Raw genomic sequence first — 18528 nt, 5'->3', positions numbered from 1 at the left:
CTCTAGAAATCTTGTAAAAACCGGGCGTGTCCGTAGAGGCGCTCTTTGCCTCTATGGATGCGACCGGTTTTTGCGGGGATTTCTGGCGTTCGCAACTAGACACCATGAAAAGTGAAACCGGCTCGCCCAGAAACACTTTAGTTGGATGATTATTACATTAAGTGCTCTCATTATGACACTAGCGGACTTTATTAGGACAGTAATTCACTCCACTCTGACAGTAGCGGCTCCCACTCTTACATTCCTCGATTTATGGAAACCAATCCTCCACTCAAACCACACCATCTCCAAACTACCCAAGCCATTCCTAGAAAGACCTCCCCCAAACAAAAAAACCGCCCCCGGAAAGGGACGGTTTGACACAATCTATATATGAACACTTTTTTACGCGTAGTCAGTCAATAAAGATTAGCCTCTTTTTGCTCCACGGCCACCACGTTTAGATTCCGTTGCACGTTTTAATGTAGATAGACGCTCTTCGCTATCTTTTAAGAAACGTGACATTTTTGATTCAAAGTTTTCTTTAGGTGGTGTACGATCCCGATCATTTGAACGGAAATTGTTGTTGCGTGGACGTTGTGGTCGCTCAGGACGCTCAGGTCGTTCAGCTTGCGGCTTTGCTTTACGGATAGACAATCCGATTTTTCCGTCCGCTTCAACATTCATCACCTTAACTTCAACCATATCGCCAACTTTTAAGTGATCGTTGATATCTTTGACATAGTTATCTGCGACTTCACTAATGTGTACCAGACCTGTTTTTCCACCTGGCAGTTCTACGAATGCGCCGAAGTTTGTGATCCCTGTTACTTTACCTTCTACCTTGCTGCCTACTTCAATTGACATAAAAAAAATGCTCCTCCTTAAAAATACACTGTGACGCACTGCGCCACGCTTACCTTAATTATAACCAACAAAAAAAGAGTGTCAATCATGGCACTCTTTTACTCATCCGATTTTTCATCCGTATCGTCTTTTGGCAACGTGAAAATCAGTTCATTTTCTTCAGATAGGAAATAGTCTTTGCGCAGCAATTTGCCGATGTACTCATCATCATTGAGCTTCGCAATTTGCAGCTCCAATGATTCTTTTTCTTCCGTCGTTTCTGCGAGAGACTGCTCTACTTCAATTTGAGTCGCCTTTTTCTCTGCAAGAGTTCTTTGACTCTCAAGGAGCGAGTGGACTAAAAATCCAATGACGAGGGAAGCGACAACGGCAAAAGCCGCAAGACGACGGTAGAGTCGTACGCGCTGGGCTTGCTGACGCTTCTTTTTCTTTTGGACCGAGCGCACGTATTCGGAATTGATCGATGAAATTTGTTGTTCGAGTTGATTCGTTCGTTCATTTTGGCTCATTCAATTTCCTCCTCCTACGTGGGTTGGCTATATTATACATAAATTGAGGCGTTCTTTGAAGTGCAGTTGGAAATATTTTCGAAAGTAGAGGATAGGTCAAACGATAGAAAGTCGCCACAATTTTGACATTAAAGCGAACCACCAACCGAACCAAGGTCACTAGTACATGAAGAAACTTCCAAATAGGCTGTATGAAAAGCAGACTTCCTACCCTCCCAAGTGCCCGCATCGGTTCCTTCACACCATAACATATAAGATAAAAAAACGGAGTATGCCCTAAGGCTACTCCGCGTCGTCGATAAATTCTGGTTCTACTTTCTCAAGGCGCTCTTCACTTAAGATCGTGAACATCATCGCTGCCTCTTCTTTTTTCGCATTTTCACGAATACTTTCCACTCGAGCAGTCACGACTTTCTGACCAAATCGAATGCGAAGTTCGTCGCCAGCTTTCACGACACTACTTGCTTTTGCTGTCTTGCCGTTGATCTCAATTCGCCCCTGTTCCGCCACTTCTTTCGCAAGTGTCCGGCGCTTGATCAGACGCGATACTTTCAAATACTTATCTAAACGCATATTAATCCCCTCTTTCTTGTTGCTTTGCTTGATTCCAGAACCCGTCTAACTCTTCGAGCGAGTACTCACGGAACTCGCCACGTCCTTCTCGGACCGAAGTTTCGACAAAGCGGAAACGGCGTTCAAACTTTTGGTTGGCTTGCTGCATGGCAAGCTCTGGTGAGAGTTTCAAGAAACGCGCGAGATTGACGAGCGTGAACAACACGTCACCCAGTTCATCGAGTTGCTGATCGGCAGTCCCATTCGCAATAGCGGCTTTCCACTCCTGTACTTCTTCGTCAAACTTGTCCCAAGCTCCTGCAATATCCGGCCAATCGAATCCTACTGTCGCCGCTTTCTTTTGGAAATTGAACGATGTCAGTAGCGAGGATTCGTCTCGTTTCTGGTCATCTAACAGATGCGATACTTTTGGTTTTTCCGTTTCTTTAATGGCTTGCCAGTTCGTTAAGACTTCTCCGGACGAGTTGACAGTCACGTCCCCAAATACATGCGGATGTCTGCGAACCATTTTGGCAGCGATGCGCTCTAGGACATCTTCCATCGTGAAGTAGCCCGCATCTTCACCGATTTGTGCATGCAAGAACACTTGCAGTAAGACGTCCCCTAGTTCTTCGATGATGGCCTCGTCGTCTTGTTCGTTGATAGCCTGCACGAGCTCGTATACTTCTTCGATTGCATAACGCTTTAGCGATTCATGCGTCTGTTCGCGGTCCCATGGACAGCCTTCTGGGCTGCGCAAGATAGCCACGATTTCGCGGAATGTCTGCCATTCTTTATAGCGACTGCTGCGTTCTTTTACTGGTGGCACATAGACCGTCGTCAGATTCGACAATTCTACTTCGCGGTCCAGTTCAAAGAGTGGCACTGTACGAATGACTTCTTGCGAAGACCCGGCAGCTGTCACGATGGTCACCGGAAAATCATCTGGATACTTTTCCATCAACGTCAGCTTCACTTCAGAAGCACTGAACGAGTCGTAGACCTGTCCAATAAAGAGATGCTGGTTCATTTGAATGTCGTCTCGGCGCATCGCTGTCCCGTCTAGTAGCTGAAACCCTTCGATTGGATCCACACGTACTGCTGCGAATAAAGGATCTAGGAAGCTTTGCCCCCCTTTGATTTCAAGCGTCACAAGGCCTTCTCGTTCGGCTTCAATCAGATACTGGACGGTCTGTTCAGCCACGAGCGGATGACCTGGTACTGCGTAAACGACGTCTTGTGTCTTCGAAAGCTCAAGGAGCGTGTCTGCAATCTCCCGGTAGACAGCAGCGAAGTCGTCGTGTTTCTCGTAAACTGCATCAAAACTTGTATAGTCGAGACCTTCAGCAGCAAGTTCTGCTAGCACTGGATGGTCCTCTGTTCGAACATAAAGTGATGTCGTCTGTTTCAAAAATTTATAAAGACCGAGTGGCAGCTGATCGAGTTCTGCTGCTCCTAGTCCAATGATTGTAATGGTTGCCATGTGATTCATCCTTTCTTACGGTTCAGCAAGAGCTGAACGCCTGCCAGTCGTTTGCCGAACGGTAACAGATACCATTCTTTCGGGCGCAACAACTGACGTTTCATCGTAACTGTCAAAAAGACGACGACTCCGAGTGTTACGCTAATCAGTGTGATGCCAAGTGCTTGTAACCTGCTTGGCAGCGCATCGAGCACTACCGCGTCGAGCAACACTTCTGCCACTACCACTGTGCCCGTCATGACGACAAGCGCGAGAACGAGTCCCGCATAAAACGACAGGCCTGCCAATGCTTCTGGCCATTCCCGCTTCAATTCATAAACAATTCCTGCGAGCGCCACTACCATTGCGATGTTGCCCACGACTTTCACGATAAGCGCTACGACGAGCCAAGCAGTTGGTCGCCAGATGCGACCGACCCCTTGCAAAATTGCCATAAACAACAGAATGAGGGACAACCATAGCACTTGGCCACTTCCGACCATCAGCACTTCCGATAAATCCCGAGTCTGAAACAGCGTCTCGTTGACATATGGCATCGTTAAAATCAAGCCCACTGCAGCAGCGCTCCCAAACACGACAGCAACTCGGTAAGACAGCTGAATAAATGGCATGGCGCCTCGACCTTGCTGCTGTTTGGAACGACTCGCAATGAGCGGGACGAGGGCAAACGCCAAAGACGTCGTCACTACGATGCCCATCTGAATGAGCGGCTGCACGCGATCATACACGCCCTTCGTCTCTTTTGCCTGCTGCAAGTCCATTCCGATTGCGGTCAAGTGATTCATCACCGTCAACGAATCGATGAGCTGCAGCATGAGGAAGAACAAGCTACTGATACTCGCACTGATGCTGATCCAGGTGAGGTCACGCACAATAGACCGCGTCGACAGAGCGGAAATCGTTTTCGTGTACAAGCGACGTTCATCTTTCGTCAGCCACCAGCCGAGGAGTACAATACCAGCTGCTTCCCCGACACTCGCTCCAAAGAGCGCGACGGCTCCTGTTGCATATAGATCATTGGTCCACTGCAGCACGAGGAGTGCCCCCACCAAAATAAAGCCAACGCGGACGGCCTGCTCGACCACTTGTGCGAGAGCCAGTGGCGTCAACCGTTCGGTAGATTGATAGATACTTTTTAATAGAGCTAAAAACGGCATCGCTAAAATGACGACTGCTCCGATACGCAGTAACGGCGCAAGTTTGGGGTCGCCCATCGTCGCGGCAAGCCAATCGGCTCCGAGTAAAAACAATAGGAAGATAACAACAGATAACAATCCGATATAAGTAAAGCCGACTTGTTTGATTTTCTGGACTGTTGCTTCGTCTCCTTGCGCGCGATAATCCGATATTAGTTTCGCGAGTGCCACTGCAAAGCCGACCGATGTCCACGTCGTGATCATCCCGATGAAGGGATAAATTTGCTGGTAAATATAAAACCCTTCGTCCCCCACCATGTTTTGAAATGGTACACGGTAGACGGCACTGAGCATCTTGATGACGAGGGCCGATATGGTGAGCATGGCTGCACCTTTCATATAGCTAGACATTTTCCATTGGGTAGACATGCGCACACCTGCTTACTTCATTTCTCTTACCGTAGTATACCAAATTCAACGGAAAAAACCGCACCTAGACAGGTACGGTCCATATCAACCATTTATTTGTTTAGACAAAAAGCTCGCAGCGGTCTCGAGCGCCTTCATCTCCGGGTCACCGATGTAGTGGACCTTCGACAAAATAAACAAGCCACCGATCATGTCGCCATTCAAGAGGATAGGCACGATGCCGTAAGACCGGACTGTCTCTTTGACGCCGGGAATCCATTCGACACTTTCTTCGTGCTTCTCGACGACTTTCTGCTTTGTAATCAGCGCATCCTCCGTCAGACTAGCAAGTCGCCGTTTAATATATTCTTTCTTTGAAAGACCCGCTACCGCCACTACTTCGTCTTGGTCCGTAATCATCACGGGGGTTCCAAGTGTCTCATAAAGTGCTTCAGCATACTCGCTTGCAAATGTGCCTAATTCGTGAATAGGAGAATACTTTTTTAAGATGATTTCCCCTTCACGGTCCGTAAAAATTTCAAGAGGGTCTCCTTCACGGATACGCATCGTGCGCCGAATTTCTTTCGGAATCATGACACGCCCTAAATCATCAATTCGTCTTACAATTCCTGTTGCTTTCATGTGCGGCCATCCTCTCTTGGAAAACTCTAGCTATCTCTGCCATAGTATGGCGACAAGAGAGGAAAATTATGCACAATCTGCGTTAAGATGCCTGACGAATCGCTTGTGGAGACACTTCCATCATTTTTTCGAGCACGTCAAACGGATGGTGTTTGCCGCCCTTCAAATCAATTTTAATAAGGAACTGTCCTTGATCCACACCGAAATTGACTTGTTTGCCGTAAGTCATCGACTTTTCGTAGAACACCGCAGCGTCAAACTGCTGGGACGTCTTTTCGGTAAAGCGCACGAGGAGTTTCCCACCTTGTTCTTTGATGCTCTCGACACCACTTTGGCGGCCCCAAACCTTCATGCGAGCAATACGCAACAAGTTCTCGGCTTCAAGTGGCACATCTCCGAAGCGGTCTTGCAGCTCATCGTAGATGTCGTGGTATTCTTCTTCTTTATCGAACGCTTTGATGCGTTTGTACATCTGGATCTTTTGGTAACCATCGGCAATATACGTATCCGGGAGATAGGCATCGAACGGTACGGAAATCTCGATCTCGACGACTTCTTCTTGTTCCTTGCCAGTCCGCTTGCGCTCGACTGCTGCTTCAAGAAGCTGCGTATACAAATCGTATCCAACAGAATCGATAAAGCCGTGCTGTTGAGAACCGAGAAGGTTCCCGGCACCTCGAATGGATAAGTCGCGCATCGCAATCTTGAACCCAGAACCGAGCTCGGTGAACTCTTTGATAGCTTGGAGACGCTTCTCTGCGACATCTGTCAGCACTTTGTCTCGCTGGTGCATGAAATACGCATAGGCGACGCGGTTTGAACGTCCAACCCGACCACGTAACTGATACAGCTGGGACAGACCCATGCGGTCCGCATCGTGCACGAACAACGTGTTAACGTTAGGAATGTCGATTCCCGTCTCGATAATAGTCGTCGTGACGAGCACGTCGTATTCTCCTTGCAAGAAGCTAATCAAGATAGACTCGAGCTCCGTCTCAGTCATCTGTCCGTGTGCATACGCTACGCGTGCAGATGGCACCAGACTTTGAATTTCTTCGACCTTGCGTGTAATATCTTCAACTCGGTTATATAAGAAGAATACCTGCCCACCACGTGCCATCTCGCGTTCAATCGCTTCTCGCACAAGTGCGCCGTTGTATTCGACGACATACGTCTGGATCGGGAAACGGTTCTTCGGTGGCGTCTCGATGACAGACAAGTCACGCACACCAATCATCGACATATGAAGCGTCCGCGGAATCGGAGTGGCTGTTAACGTGATGACATCGACCGACGTCTTCAGTTGTTTGATTTTTTCTTTGTGCTTTACACCAAAACGTTGTTCTTCATCAACGATCAGCAGCCCAAGGTCTTGGAACTCGACGTCTTTAGAAAGCACGCGGTGCGTTCCGACGACTACATCGACCAGTCCTTTTTTGAGACCTGTCGTCGTCTCGGTCTGCTGCTTTTTCGTACGGAAGCGACTCAGAAGACCCACTTCAATCGGGAAGTCCGCAAAGCGCTCCATTAGCGTGTCATAATGCTGCTGTGCGAGTATTGTCGTTGGACATAAGAAAGCAACTTGCTTCCCGTCCATGACAGCTTTGAAAGCTGCACGAATGGCGACTTCTGTTTTCCCGTACCCTACGTCTCCACAGACGAGTCGGTCCATCGGGCGTGCTTTTTCCATGTCTCGCTTGATTTCTTCAATCGTACGTAACTGATCTTCCGTCTCTTCATATGGGAAGGCAGCTTCAAAAGCTTGCTGCAAGTCATTGTCTTCTTCAAACGCATGACCGATCTCGGCTTCGCGTTTCGCATAGAGTTTGATTAGCTCGTCTGCAATATCTTCGACCGCTTTCGATACTTTCGTCTTCGTCTTCTTCCAGTCTGCGCCACCCAGCTTGTGCACTTTTGGTTCTTTTTCACCAGAGCCCACATATTTCTGGATAAGGTCAATCTGGTCGACAGGTACAAATAACTTGTCATCGCCTTTGTAGCGAATGTGCAAGTAGTCTTTGTGGATCCCGTTCATCTCGAGGGTTTCAATCCCAATATACTTCCCAATCCCGTGGTGAATATGAACAATCCAGTCCCCTGGCTTGATATCGGAATAGCTCTTGATCCGTTCTGCGTTTGAGAGCTTCTGACGGTTGGCTCGTTTTTTTGGCCGCGACTTAAAGAGCTCTGCATCTGTGATCACTGTGATACGTTGCAGCGGCAGTTCAAATCCGGCATTCAGATCGCCATCTAGTAAATAGACGCCAGGTTCTGAGAGTTGCGCGTCGGGGTGGATGATCTTCGAAGACATGTCGTAGTCTTCAAGTACTTCTTGGACCTTCTGAAGACGCTCTTTTCCTTCTGCAAGAATGACAACGCGGAAGTTCCCTTGCTTCCAGCGCTCCATTTCTCCAGCGAGCAAGTGCATCTGGCCATGGAACTCTTGCATAGGCTTACATGAAAAGCTGAGCGTCGATTTAATCGGTACACCGCCAAATGTCCGTGCAAACAAGGAATAGTAGATTTGTTTTTGTTTCATTCCTTGCATGACCGTTTTTAAAGAAGTCGCCGGCTTCGCTTTATGGACAATCAGACCTTCTTCTAATAGCGATAAGAACCAATCCATCTCTTCTCGCTCTAAAGTTTCCGCAGTCTCTTGAATACGTCCGAGCTCGTCAAAAATCACGATAGCATCTTCGTGCACGTAATCCATCAAGTCCGAAGTGTAGCCATCTAGCAACGGTAAATATTTCGCCACGCCGTCCGGCACTAAGCCGTCTTTCAGTAGACCGATGTCTCGTGAGATATGATCCATGAACAGTTGTTGGGTCTGCGGGTTTTTGACTTTCTTTAAAGATTCCCCAAGCGCTGCTTCTAATCGTTCCTTTAACAAGAGACGTCTTTCTGTAGACCATAAGTAATCCGTTGCTGGTAAAATTCGTACTTCTTCTAATCGGCCCATGGAACGTTGGTCATCTGCTGAGAACTGACGCAATGAGTCGATTTCTGTGTCAAAAAGCTCCACACGAATCGGATGCTCGGCTTGAAGCGGATAGATGTCGACGATTCCACCTCGCGTAGCAAATTCCCCAGGAGCCGAGACCATACCTTGTCGGCTATAGCCTAGGTCTACTAACGTCTGCAAGAGCGTCTCCGGTTCAATGTCTTCACCTTCACGAAGTGTAAGCGCGAGGGCTTCCCACTCGGCAACAGGCGTCAATTTCTTACGGAAAGCCGCGACAGGTACGATGTAGACGCCTTTTTTGTTCATAGCTAAAAAATCGAGCGTTTCAATTCGTTCTGCGCGAAGTTCAGGACTGGCAATGGCCATGTCTGCTGCAATCAGTTCATCAGCAGGATACAGGAAGACCTGGTCTTCTCCTAGAACTCGGGCGTAGTCGTCTTTCACTTTTTGGGCATGCAAAAGATTCGGTGCCACGATCAACACCGATTGATTGGTTTCTTCATAAAGTTGTTGGCCGAGAAATGTCCGGGCACTGCCCGTCAGACCGGTGATCAGTTGATGATCCGTTCCTGCGCGCACCGAGTCAATCCAGTCACGCACTTTCTTCTCTTCTTGTAAAAGCTGTAATAAAGCGTGCATACAGAGTTCCTCCAGTGAAAACAGAAAAAGGCTTTGGAGCTGATTCCAAAGCACTTACTGTATCCATTTGTTTAGTGAAAAGTAGAGCGGATTTTGCTCCATCGCATCTCGACAAGCTACACAGACACCATCCACGATCCACTGACCAGGATATTCTTCAGTGACGAGCGGCTGCCAAGGCAACGATTCTTTTGTTACGGTTTGTACAATTTCTGAAAACGACTCATACGGAATTGCACTCGTTTCTTGTCGGCAGTGCCGGCACCTGCTACGTATCATTCTGCCACCGCCTTTTTACAGACAGTATAAGCAAAAAGAAACCACTTTATGCACCGTTATAGTCGTTCATCACTTCTAAGAATGGTTTATCAAGCCAAAGTGTACATGCGTCGGCACTTTTTTTAATAGCGAGTTCCATGTCAGGTTGTTCTTCGTCACGGAAGTTAGCAAGCACATAATCTGGTACTTTCATTCCTGCCGGCGGTCGACTGATGCCGATTCGGATGCGGTTAAAGTTTTGTGTACCCAAATGCTGAATCAACGATTTGATCCCGTTGTGACCACCTGCACTGCCGCGTTGACGCAATCGAAGCTTGCCTGTCCCAAGATCTAAATCATCATAGATGACAACTATATCCTCTACATCAATATCATAATACTTCATTAGCGGTGCGACCGCTTCTCCCGAAAGGTTCATGTACGTATAAGGTTTTACGAGAAGTACTTTGCCTTTTGGAGTATGCGCAATGGCATACAATGCATGATGTTTTGTTTGATTGAGTTCGACGCCGTATTGTTTGGCTAATTCATCGATGACGAGAAAACCAATATTATGGCGCGTCTTTTCGTATTTTTTTCCCGGATTGCCCAGGCCAATAATCATTTTCATTTGTGTCCCTCTTCATTTCCTTGCGTTATGCTCTCTAGTGTACTAGAAAAGAAGAGGAACTGCCATTCCTGACAATTCCTCTTCTCGAGCGCTTCTTATTCAGCTTTTTCTTCTTCAGGTGCTTCTTCTGTAGCTTCTACATCCGTAGCATCCTTTTCAGTTGCTTCTTCTTCAGTAGAATCCAGTTCTTCTAATTCTTCATCAGAGCGCGGAGCTGCGATAGAAACTAATGCATAATCATCTTCTTCCTGCACATCAAAGTCGATTTTGTCGCGAACGTCACCTAGAGTTAAAGTCTCTCCGATGTTCATTTCGCTTACGTCTACTTCAATATGATCTGGAATATCCGATGGTTTCACTTTTACAGTTACTTCACGGTTAGGTTGTGTCAATGAACCGCCTTCTTTCACACCAACAGCATCGCCGACAGGTGTTACTGTTACAGCAACTTCAAGTTCTTCTGACATGTTGATTGCCAAGAAGTCTGCATGAAGGATTTGACCCTTGATTGGGTCTTGTTGATAATCTGTAAGAACGGCATTGATTGTTTTTCCGTCGACGTCTAATTTCATAACACCGTTACGGCCTACTTCACGAAGTACTTTAATTAATTCAATTTCTTCAACAGCGATTGCTTTGCTGTCTGTTTTATATCCATAGACTACCGCCGGTACGAAACCTTTTGCGCGTAGGGATGTATTTTCCTTCTTTGATTCACGTGTTTGAGTTGTTACCTTTGTCATAGTCATTCACTCTCCTAGTTATACTAGTTAAATGTTTACCCCGTGACGCAAGTTACTAAACATCTATCAATCAAACAATGTGCTAACTGACTTTTCTTCGTAAACGCGAACGATTGCATCTGCAAGCAATTTCGCAATTGAAAGTTCCACGATTTTTGAAGATTTTTGCTCGTCATCTAATTTAATGGAGTCTGTAACGACTAGTTCCTTGATGACCGAGTTTTCAATACGCTCCATAGCAGGACCTGAAAGGACTGGGTGTGAACAGCATGCATAGATATCTTTTGCACCGTTTTCTTTTAATGCAGCAGCTGCAATAGAAATCGTTCCTGCTGTATCGATAATGTCATCGATTAGGATCGCTGTCTTGCCTTCTACATTACCAACGATGTTCATGACTTCTGCCACGTTTGGACGCGGACGGCGTTTGTCGATGATAGCAATCGTTGCTTTTAAGCGGTCTGCCATTTTACGAGCGCGTGTTACACCACCGTGGTCCGGTGATACGATAACGATTTCAGAAGGATCAAAGTTTTTCTCTAAGAAATAATCAGATAGTAATGGCACCGCAACTAAGTGGTCGATTGGAATATCGAAGAACCCTTGAATCTGTGGCGCGTGCAAATCAAGTGTAATTGCACGTGTAGCACCTGCAGACGTTAATAGGTTAGCAACCAATTTCGCTGTAATCGGTTCACGAGAACGCGCTTTGCGGTCTTGACGCGCATAGCCGTAATACGGAATTACTACATTGATTGTGCGTGCAGACGCACGTTTTAATGCATCTAACATAATAAGCAGTTCCATTAAGTTTTCATTCACTGGAGATGACGTTGATTGGATGACGAATACGTCACTACCGCGAATACTCTCTTCAATATTGATTTGCACTTCTCCATCACTGAAGCGTGTAACCGTTAATTTACCAAGGGGAACTCCAACTTCTTTCGCAATGCTTTCAGCGAGCTCCGGATTCGAGTTAAGTGAGAAAATCTTTAATTTTGAACCTGCGTATTGATAGGGCATGATGATCCTCCTGAGTTTGGTAGATTGGGTTTACTTAATACGTTTTGCGTAACCTTCTTTATTTTCCTGCTTTACGCGTCCAATGGCTAGTGAATCTTCTGTTACATTTTTCGTCACAGTTGTACCTGCTGCGACATAAGCGCCTTTTCCAACCGTCACTGGTGCTACTAAGTTCGAGTTACAGCCGATGAACGCATTGTCTTCGATTGTTGTCTTGAACTTGTTCTTCCCGTCGTAGTTGACTGAAATAGTGCCGCACCCGATGTTAACATTCTTACCAATTTCCGCATCGCCCATATAGGTTAGATGCGAAAGTTTAGAACCTTCATCAATCGTAGCCTTTTTCACTTCAACGAAGTTTCCGATTTTCACATGGTTGCCTAGGTCAGAACCTGGACGGATGTGTGCGAACGGACCAACTACTACGTGGTCTGCAATCTTGCTATCTGTCACAACAGAGGAGTGCACTGTTGTATGGCTGCCAATGTGCGAATTCTTTAAGTGCGTGTTCGGACCGATTGTGCTGTTCTCTCCAATTACAGTAGAACCTTCAAGCATCGTGCCTGGAAGAAGAACGGTATCAGAACCAATCACAACATCTGCTCCGATGTAAGTAGAGGCTGGGTCGATGATTGTTACTCCTTCACGCATGTGGTGCATAGCCAAACGACGACGCATATAGCTCTCTGCTTGTGACAACGCCACGCGGTCATTTACACCAAGAAGCTCATCTGCATCTGCTGCTGCGAATGCGGCAATCGCTTCGCCCTGCTCTTTTAAGATGCTGATGACGTCTGTTAAGTAGTATTCACCTTGTGAGTTGTTGTTATCGACTTTTTTCAGTGCTTCGAAAAGCGCTTTGTTGTCGAAACAATACGTACCCGAGTTGATCTCTTGTACTTTTTGTTGCTCTGGAGTCGCATCTTTTTGCTCAACGATCCCTGTAACTAGTTCGTCTTCACCACGCAGAATACGTCCGTAGCCTGTAGGATCGTCTACGATAGCTGTAAGGATTGTAGCTTTCGCCCCTGCTTCATGGTGCGTTGTCATCAGTTGCTGAATCGTTTCTGGAGTGATTAGTGGTGTGTCTCCACAAATAACGATTGTTGTTCCTTCACGACCGTCTAGTACTGCTTCTGCTTGCTGAACTGCGTGTGCTGTTCCTAGCTGCTCTTCTTGAACGACATAAGTAGAACGTTCCCCAAGCGTGTCCTTCACCATTTCTGCTCCGTGACCGACAACGGATACAATCTCGGTCGCGCCGAGTTTCTCCATGTTGCTCACGACGTGGTCTACCATAGGTTTCCCGCAAACCGGGTGTAATACTTTATATAAAGATGATTTCATTCGAGTACCTTTACCAGCCGCTAATACGACTGCAAATAAATTTGTCATAGTCATCCTCCATGTCGAATTTCCTCTTTTGACTATAGCCGATAAAAATGCATTTTTCAACAATTTCTATATTGACAAAATTGCGAGAAAACATTATGTTTATATGTTTCGATTTTATGGGCGGGGGATAGGGATGGGGGTTTGTAGTGGAAGGACTGGTTTCCATAAAACGACTTGGGATCGACAAATGAGTTTACATGTCCTAGAAAGCATGTTGCATGGTCTAGAAACGCAACTACATGTCCTAGAAAACGAATTACTTGCACCAGAACGACCGCTCACCTTTTAGAAAACCCCAAATGTCCTTAAGATCTTACTAGAAAGGGCTTGGGTAGCTGAGGGGTGAGTGAAATTAGGTTCCATAAAACGAGGAATGTAAGAGTAGGAGCCGCTACTGTCAGAGTGAAGTGAATTAATGTCATAATGAAAGCCGCTAACGTCAGAGTCAGAGCATTTGATGTAATAATCACCTAACTAAAGCATTTCCATACTTCGTTCAAACCCATTTTCGCTTTGGCGAGAGTGGGTTTTTTGTTGGTTAAGGGCTTACTAATAAGAGCGGCGTTCTCCACATCTAGGTGTAATCGAGCTGCGCCTCCTAGAAACACACGCCAAATATCATCGCAACCGATGAGGCAAGGAACGCCTCCTCGGTCACGCTGACATTTAGCGGAGTTTCTGAACAGTCGGCTCCACATCTAAATATAAAAAAACAAAGCTATTAAGAATAGCTTTGTTCGGCGGCCAGTGGTGCGTCTTCCGCAAGTGGCTGAGCATCTGATTGATGGTAGGCAGCTAGTACCGCATCCTGTACCTTCGTACGGGTTGTGGCATTGATAGGGTGCGCGATGTCACGGAATTCTCCGTCTGGGGTGCGTTTGCTTGGCATAGCAACGAATAGACCTGCGTTGCCGTCGATGACGCGAAGGTCATGGACCACAAACTCATGATCAAGTGTAATCGATGCGATGGCTCGCATTCTGCCTTCTGTTTCTACTTTTCGTAACCGAACATCCGTTACTTCCACGGGTGTCACCACTCCTCATTCTAAGATGTATTTGTTGTGCTTTTATAAGATTTCTACAAAAGTGTAACAATTCCTTCTAGTTTATTAAAAAAATTTCAAATAATCTAAAAAGTTTAATGTTCCCTGCTTTCTACCTGTTTTTTGCCTATTCATCACAAAAAAAACAGACTCTCTAGCGAGAATCTGCCTTTTTCTTGAGAGATTATTCAGCTACAACTGCAATGACTTCGATTTCAACTTTGACGTCTTTTGGAAGACGCGCTACTTCTACTGCAGAGCGTGCAGGTTTGTGTCCTGCAAAGTGTTTCTCATAAGCTTCATTGAACTCCACGAAGTCGTTCATGTCTTTTAAGAACACCATCGTCTTCACGACGTGCTGTAAAGAAGAACCAGCTTCTTCTAACACTGCTTCTAAGTTTTTGAAGACTTGTGCCGTCTGCTCGACGATAGAACCGTCTACCAGTTCGCCATCCGCAGTTAATGGAATTTGTCCTGAACTATAGAACATGCCGTTTACGACCATGCCTTGGACGTATGGTCCGATAGCTGCTGGTGCTTTTGTAGTGGATACAGTTTTCACGATTGAGTTCCGCCCTTCTGAAAATAGTTGCCTTCTTCGAGTACGATCGAGCCGTTGCGCTCATCGACTTGCTTTAATTTTAATAAAGAGACGTAATCTTGTACAAGCACTTCTGCAGTGTGTTCCGCTTCAATCAATACTGCGACACCCGCCAGTTCGCCGTCAAACTCAGCGAGCAGGCTCTTCATACCGTTCATGGTGCCTCCTACTTTCATGAAGTCATCTGTCAGCAAGACACGCTTGCCTTTTTCCATGCTGCGCTTTGACAGGACCATCGTCTGGATGCGGCGTGCAGAACCCGATACGTAGTTGATACTCACCGTCGGCCCTTCTGTCACTTTGCTGTCTCGTCGTACCACGATTACAGGAACGTTCAGATGACGCGCAATGGCATGGGCAATTGGAATCCCTTTTGTAGCCACAGTCATGATTGCGTCGATTTTTTGATTCGCATAGACAGTAGCAAAGACTTTACCGATGCGGTTCATAAGGTCCGGGTCACCTAGCAGGTCTGTCATATACAGGTAGCCGCCTGGCAGGAGACGGTCAGATTGCGACATTCTCTCTTTCAATTCATCCGTGATTGCACGGATTTCTGTTTCATGTAACTTAGGAATGTATTTCACACCGCCTGCTGCTCCAGGGACCGTTAACAGATGACCTTTACCTCGTGCCTCTAAGGTTTCACTGACAATCGTCAAATCTTCACTGATGGAAGACTTGGCAGAATCATAAAGAGATGCGAAATACGTTAAGGGAATAAGACGGTGCGGATGATCGAGCAGATGCTGGGTCATATCCACGAGCCGTTCACTACGTTTCCACTTCACGTGATTTCCTCCAATTCCGAATATTTTACAGTAAACGTACCACAATTATACGCCTTTAGGCAACTCTTCTCGGTCTCCGAGCAAACGGACACAATAGACTTCGTCACAAAAGCCTCGTAACGCATTTACAACGCGTTGGGCTCTGGATTCTTGCTGGACGATGCCGAATACGGTCGGACCGCTCCCTGACATCAAGACACCTTCTGCTCCGAAACGTTTCATTTGTTCCTTCAATTCTTTGACCTCTGGATACAAGTGAAGCGTCACTCCTTCAAGAGTATTTCCAAGGCCGTGGATCATTGCCTCAAAGTCTTTCTCGTCAATTGCGCGAATCATAGCTTGTGTATCCGGATGGAATGCCGTAGATAAGTCGAGTTGGCCGTAAATCTCGGCAGTCGATACTCCGATGACCGGTTTCGCTAAAATGACCCAACAAGGTGGAGGAGCTGGTAAGTGCTCGATTTTCTCTCCTCGTCCTGTAGCGAGTGCTGTGCCTCCGTATACGCAAAATGGCACGTCAGACCCGATTTCAGCTCCAAGAACTGCTAGCTCGTCAAGAGACAATCCAAGATTCCAGACATGATTCAATCCACGTAACGTAGCTGCTGCATCCGAACTTCCTCCGGCTAACCCAGCGGCAACTGGTATATTTTTTTCAATGGTGATCGAGACACCTTGAGATACGTCATAGCGCTTCTTCAAAAGAGCCGCAGCTTGGAACGCGAGGTTTTTGGCGTCGTTTGGGATAAAGCGGTCTACAGAGACGATTTCAATGATGCCGTCTTCTCGAGCTTCTAAACCGATACGGTCTGCTAGGTCAACCGTCGTCATGATCATCTCTACTTCATGGTAACCGTCAGATCGTTTGGCTAGCGTGTCTAAAGTTAAATTGATTTTGGCAGGTGCTTTTACAAAATACATACCGTTCTTGATCCTTTCGATGCAAACCGTGTTTGCTAAATTCTGTGTACTCAGTGTAACACAAAAAAGCACCTCTCTCCGTAGGAAAGAGGTACTCTTATGTATGAGTGCTAAAAGAATAAGATCTTATTTGACGGCAACAAGATTGTTCGCATCGTCATAAATCGAGATTTCTACAGCTTCCGTTAAGACGTCCGCATAGCTATACGAAACGCGCTCGAACGAGTTTTCTTCTTGATCTAGATCAATTACAAATACTGCGTGGTACGTTTCGCGCAATACTCCTGCGCGTTCAACCGTTTTCTTGCGTCCGCCATTGGCACGTAATTGCAAACGTTTGCCTAAATGGCAATCTAACGATTTCTTGATATCCGCTAATGTCTTTGGCATTCTGCATACACCTCACTGGCATTTAGTGTATCACAATGTCATGAAATTGTCAAAATTTATTATTTTAACAAGGATAGGGAAGCGAGTCAACGATTATTTATTTTCATTTCTCCAAAGGGAATAAAATGTCTCATATAGAGCATCTGCTAAAGCTCCAAACTCTTGAATCGACAAGGTTTCACCGCGTCGTGACGGTTCAATCCCAGTATCTTCTAAAGCTTTCAATATCTCCTCTTTATGTGCTTTCCCCTCCGGCAGTGACGTCTGTAGATTGTTCAAGATCGTCTTGCGACGCTGCACAAAAGAACCGCGGCTCACTAAGAATAAGAAGTCTTCATCTTTCACTAACACAGCAGGCTCGTTGCGACGCGTCAATTTGATGACAGCAGAGTCCACGTTCGGTGGTGGCATAAAGACCGTCTTTGGCACCGTCATGGCCACTTCTGCATCCATATAGTACTGGATAGCAATCGAGAGAGAACCGTATTCTTTCGTCCCAGGCTTCGCCGTGATACGGTCTGCTACTTCCTTCTGCATCATGACGACCATGCCACGAATCGGCAAACGGTCGTGAAGAAGCTTCAGTAAGATAGGCGTCGTCACGTAATAAGGCAAGTTGGCAACTACCATGATGTCTTCAAAGTCTGCAAGCTGCTCTGCAAAAATAGCTTTCGTGTCTGCCTCTAAGATGTCGCTATGAATGATCTGTACGTTATCATATGGCGACAACGTGTCTTCTAGAACCGGTAACAAGCGCTGATCGATCTCAAACGAGACGACCTTGCCTGCTGCGCGCGCCAAATGCTCTGTAAGCGCACCAATTCCTGGTCCGATTTCCACTGCTGCAGAATCTTTCGTCAGATCCGCATGGGACACGATGTTACGCAGAATGTTCGGGTCAATCAAAAAGTTCTGTCCTAGACTCTTCTTGAACGAGAACCCGTATTTTTTTAAAATCTCCTGTGTTCGTACAGGGGTTGCGATATCTTTCATAATCCGTCCTCCTGTTCCAGCACTTTAAGGGCGTGGTGCCACTCTTCTTGTGTGATGCGGAACATATCTAATCGTTTCAGTAATTGTTTGCCGTTTGTATAGCCGATCTGTAATGCGTCTCCCAGAACTTCTCGACGTCGCGCCGAGTCTGGGTGGCCGATCAGCTTGGCATCCAAAAGTTGTTTCTTGGTGAAGGTGGCTGCTGGGCGTTCTTCAGGGGTGTAGACTTGCTCAAGTGCATGGCGGATAGCTTCATCCGTTGCGTGTTCAATCCCCAGCCCGTTACCGTTCTTCGCAATGGCTTGGCGTTTTGGCAAGAAGGCATGCTTGACGTCGGGAACGGCTTGTTCGATTAAGGCACGTATCCGTCGGCCGGGATAGTCTGGATCTGTGAATATGATGACGCCTCGCGCTTCTTGGGCACGCTTGATTTTCTTGAGTGTCTCTTGTGTCACAGCCGAACCGTTTGTCTCGATTGTGTCTGCCTGGACGGCTCGTCGAATGGCGGTCGTATCATCTTTTCCTTCTACTACGATAATCTCTTTGATATCCAT

General features: G+C 46.6%; 19 protein-coding genes. All 19 read right to left on the bottom strand.

The genetic code is table 11. The features are described from left to right. Positions 1-408: 408 nt before the first annotated feature. A complete protein-coding gene (locus CF394_RS03810) occupies positions 409-846 on the bottom strand; it encodes a S1 domain-containing RNA-binding protein (protein ID WP_094941912.1) in 438 nt (145 codons plus the stop codon). A 98-nt stretch (positions 847-944) separates the two neighbouring features. After that, positions 945-1355 carry an FtsB family cell division protein gene (locus CF394_RS03805; RefSeq protein ID WP_094941911.1) on the bottom strand — a complete coding sequence of 137 codons (411 nt, stop codon included), beginning with the start codon at positions 1353-1355 and terminating at the stop codon, positions 945-947. A gap of 282 nt (positions 1356-1637) precedes the next feature. Beyond that, complete coding sequence (locus tag CF394_RS03800; RefSeq protein WP_094941910.1) at positions 1638-1928, bottom strand: RNA-binding S4 domain-containing protein; 291 nt, start codon at positions 1926-1928, stop codon at positions 1638-1640. Position 1929: 1 nt separating this feature from the next. Further along, positions 1930-3390: a bifunctional methyltransferase/pyrophosphohydrolase YabN gene (gene yabN / locus CF394_RS03795; protein ID WP_094941909.1), complete on the bottom strand. Its 1461-nt coding sequence runs from the start codon at positions 3388-3390 to the stop codon at positions 1930-1932. Between the two features lie 5 nt (positions 3391-3395). Further along, positions 3396-4955 (bottom strand): putative polysaccharide biosynthesis protein, encoded by a 1560-nt coding sequence (locus CF394_RS03790; protein WP_094941908.1) that lies wholly within the window; start codon positions 4953-4955, stop codon positions 3396-3398. An 84-nt stretch (positions 4956-5039) separates the two neighbouring features. Continuing rightward, the gene (gene spoVT / locus CF394_RS03785) at positions 5040-5576 is read right to left on the bottom strand and encodes a stage V sporulation protein T (protein WP_094941907.1); all 537 of its coding nucleotides are present in this window, start codon (positions 5574-5576) and stop codon (positions 5040-5042) included. An 82-nt stretch (positions 5577-5658) separates the two neighbouring features. After that, entirely contained in the window at positions 5659-9180 is a 3522-nt protein-coding gene (gene mfd, locus CF394_RS03780; RefSeq protein WP_094941906.1) for a transcription-repair coupling factor, read from the bottom strand. A 54-nt stretch (positions 9181-9234) separates the two neighbouring features. Beyond that, the gene (locus CF394_RS03775; RefSeq protein ID WP_094941905.1) at positions 9235-9459 is read right to left on the bottom strand and encodes an anti-sigma-F factor Fin; all 225 of its coding nucleotides are present in this window, start codon (positions 9457-9459) and stop codon (positions 9235-9237) included. A 46-nt stretch (positions 9460-9505) separates the two neighbouring features. Continuing rightward, positions 9506-10069: an aminoacyl-tRNA hydrolase gene (gene pth, locus CF394_RS03770; RefSeq protein ID WP_094941904.1), complete on the bottom strand. Its 564-nt coding sequence runs from the start codon at positions 10067-10069 to the stop codon at positions 9506-9508. Between the two features lie 95 nt (positions 10070-10164). Then, on the bottom strand, positions 10165-10812 hold the full coding sequence (locus tag CF394_RS03765; protein WP_341476722.1) for a 50S ribosomal protein L25/general stress protein Ctc: 648 nt from the start codon (positions 10810-10812) through the stop codon (positions 10165-10167). A gap of 66 nt (positions 10813-10878) precedes the next feature. Next, the gene (locus CF394_RS03760; protein ID WP_094941902.1) at positions 10879-11838 is read right to left on the bottom strand and encodes a ribose-phosphate diphosphokinase; all 960 of its coding nucleotides are present in this window, start codon (positions 11836-11838) and stop codon (positions 10879-10881) included. Positions 11839-11868: 30 nt separating this feature from the next. Continuing rightward, a complete protein-coding gene (gene glmU, locus CF394_RS03755; protein ID WP_094941901.1) occupies positions 11869-13233 on the bottom strand; it encodes a bifunctional UDP-N-acetylglucosamine diphosphorylase/glucosamine-1-phosphate N-acetyltransferase GlmU in 1365 nt (454 codons plus the stop codon). A gap of 721 nt (positions 13234-13954) precedes the next feature. Continuing rightward, a complete protein-coding gene (gene spoVG / locus CF394_RS03750) occupies positions 13955-14260 on the bottom strand; it encodes a septation regulator SpoVG (protein WP_094941900.1) in 306 nt (101 codons plus the stop codon). A 202-nt stretch (positions 14261-14462) separates the two neighbouring features. Then, entirely contained in the window at positions 14463-14840 is a 378-nt protein-coding gene (locus CF394_RS03745; RefSeq protein WP_094941899.1) for a RidA family protein, read from the bottom strand. Beyond that, entirely contained in the window at positions 14837-15670 is an 834-nt protein-coding gene (gene purR, locus CF394_RS03740) for a pur operon repressor (protein ID WP_094941898.1), read from the bottom strand. The genes CF394_RS03745 and purR overlap by 4 nt, the downstream gene beginning before the upstream one ends. Before the next feature lie 45 nt (positions 15671-15715). Next, entirely contained in the window at positions 15716-16591 is an 876-nt protein-coding gene (ispE, locus tag CF394_RS03735; RefSeq protein WP_094941897.1) for a 4-(cytidine 5'-diphospho)-2-C-methyl-D-erythritol kinase, read from the bottom strand. Between the two features lie 126 nt (positions 16592-16717). Then, a complete protein-coding gene (gene veg / locus CF394_RS03730; RefSeq protein ID WP_094941896.1) occupies positions 16718-16981 on the bottom strand; it encodes a biofilm formation stimulator Veg in 264 nt (87 codons plus the stop codon). Between the two features lie 93 nt (positions 16982-17074). Next, entirely contained in the window at positions 17075-17977 is a 903-nt protein-coding gene (rsmA, locus tag CF394_RS03725) for a 16S rRNA (adenine(1518)-N(6)/adenine(1519)-N(6))-dimethyltransferase RsmA (RefSeq protein WP_094941895.1), read from the bottom strand. After that, positions 17971-18528, bottom strand: coding sequence for a ribonuclease M5 (gene rnmV, locus CF394_RS03720; RefSeq protein ID WP_094941894.1), 558 nt, complete (start codon positions 18526-18528; stop codon positions 17971-17973). Before rnmV ends, rsmA begins: the two co-directional genes overlap by 7 nt.

Source organism: Tetzosporium hominis, assembly GCF_002265435.1.
In the GTDB taxonomy this organism is placed as follows: domain Bacteria; phylum Bacillota; class Bacilli; order Bacillales_A; family Planococcaceae; genus Chryseomicrobium; species Chryseomicrobium hominis.
The sequence above is the reverse complement of the archived record's forward strand: the minus strand, read 5'-3'. Positions and strand labels throughout refer to the sequence as shown.

What these genes read in the sequence shown, in the direction of transcription:
- CF394_RS03810 (WP_094941912.1), bottom strand. Translation starts at nt 846, where the DNA reads ATGTCAATTGAAGTAGGCAGCAAGGTAGAAGGTAAAGTAACAGGGATC.
- CF394_RS03805 (WP_094941911.1), bottom strand. Translation starts at nt 1,355, where the DNA reads ATGAGCCAAAATGAACGAACGAATCAACTCGAACAACAAATTTCATCG.
- CF394_RS03800 (WP_094941910.1), bottom strand. Translation starts at nt 1,928, where the DNA reads ATGCGTTTAGATAAGTATTTGAAAGTATCGCGTCTGATCAAGCGCCGG.
- yabN (WP_094941909.1), bottom strand. Translation starts at nt 3,390, where the DNA reads ATGGCAACCATTACAATCATTGGACTAGGAGCAGCAGAACTCGATCAG.
- CF394_RS03790 (WP_094941908.1), bottom strand. Translation starts at nt 4,955, where the DNA reads ATGTCTACCCAATGGAAAATGTCTAGCTATATGAAAGGTGCAGCCATG.
- spoVT (WP_094941907.1), bottom strand. Translation starts at nt 5,576, where the DNA reads ATGAAAGCAACAGGAATTGTAAGACGAATTGATGATTTAGGGCGTGTC.
- mfd (WP_094941906.1), bottom strand. Translation starts at nt 9,180, where the DNA reads ATGCACGCTTTATTACAGCTTTTACAAGAAGAGAAGAAAGTGCGTGAC.
- CF394_RS03775 (WP_094941905.1), bottom strand. Translation starts at nt 9,459, where the DNA reads ATGATACGTAGCAGGTGCCGGCACTGCCGACAAGAAACGAGTGCAATT.
- pth (WP_094941904.1), bottom strand. Translation starts at nt 10,069, where the DNA reads ATGAAAATGATTATTGGCCTGGGCAATCCGGGAAAAAAATACGAAAAG.
- CF394_RS03765 (WP_341476722.1), bottom strand. Translation starts at nt 10,812, where the DNA reads ATGACAAAGGTAACAACTCAAACACGTGAATCAAAGAAGGAAAATACA.
- CF394_RS03760 (WP_094941902.1), bottom strand. Translation starts at nt 11,838, where the DNA reads ATGCCCTATCAATACGCAGGTTCAAAATTAAAGATTTTCTCACTTAAC.
- glmU (WP_094941901.1), bottom strand. Translation starts at nt 13,233, where the DNA reads ATGACAAATTTATTTGCAGTCGTATTAGCGGCTGGTAAAGGTACTCGA.
- ispE (WP_094941897.1), bottom strand. Translation starts at nt 16,591, where the DNA reads ATGTATTTTGTAAAAGCACCTGCCAAAATCAATTTAACTTTAGACACG.
- veg (WP_094941896.1), bottom strand. Translation starts at nt 16,981, where the DNA reads ATGCCAAAGACATTAGCGGATATCAAGAAATCGTTAGATTGCCATTTA.
- rnmV (WP_094941894.1), bottom strand. Translation starts at nt 18,528, where the DNA reads ATGGATATCAAAGAGATTATCGTAGTAGAAGGAAAAGATGATACGACC.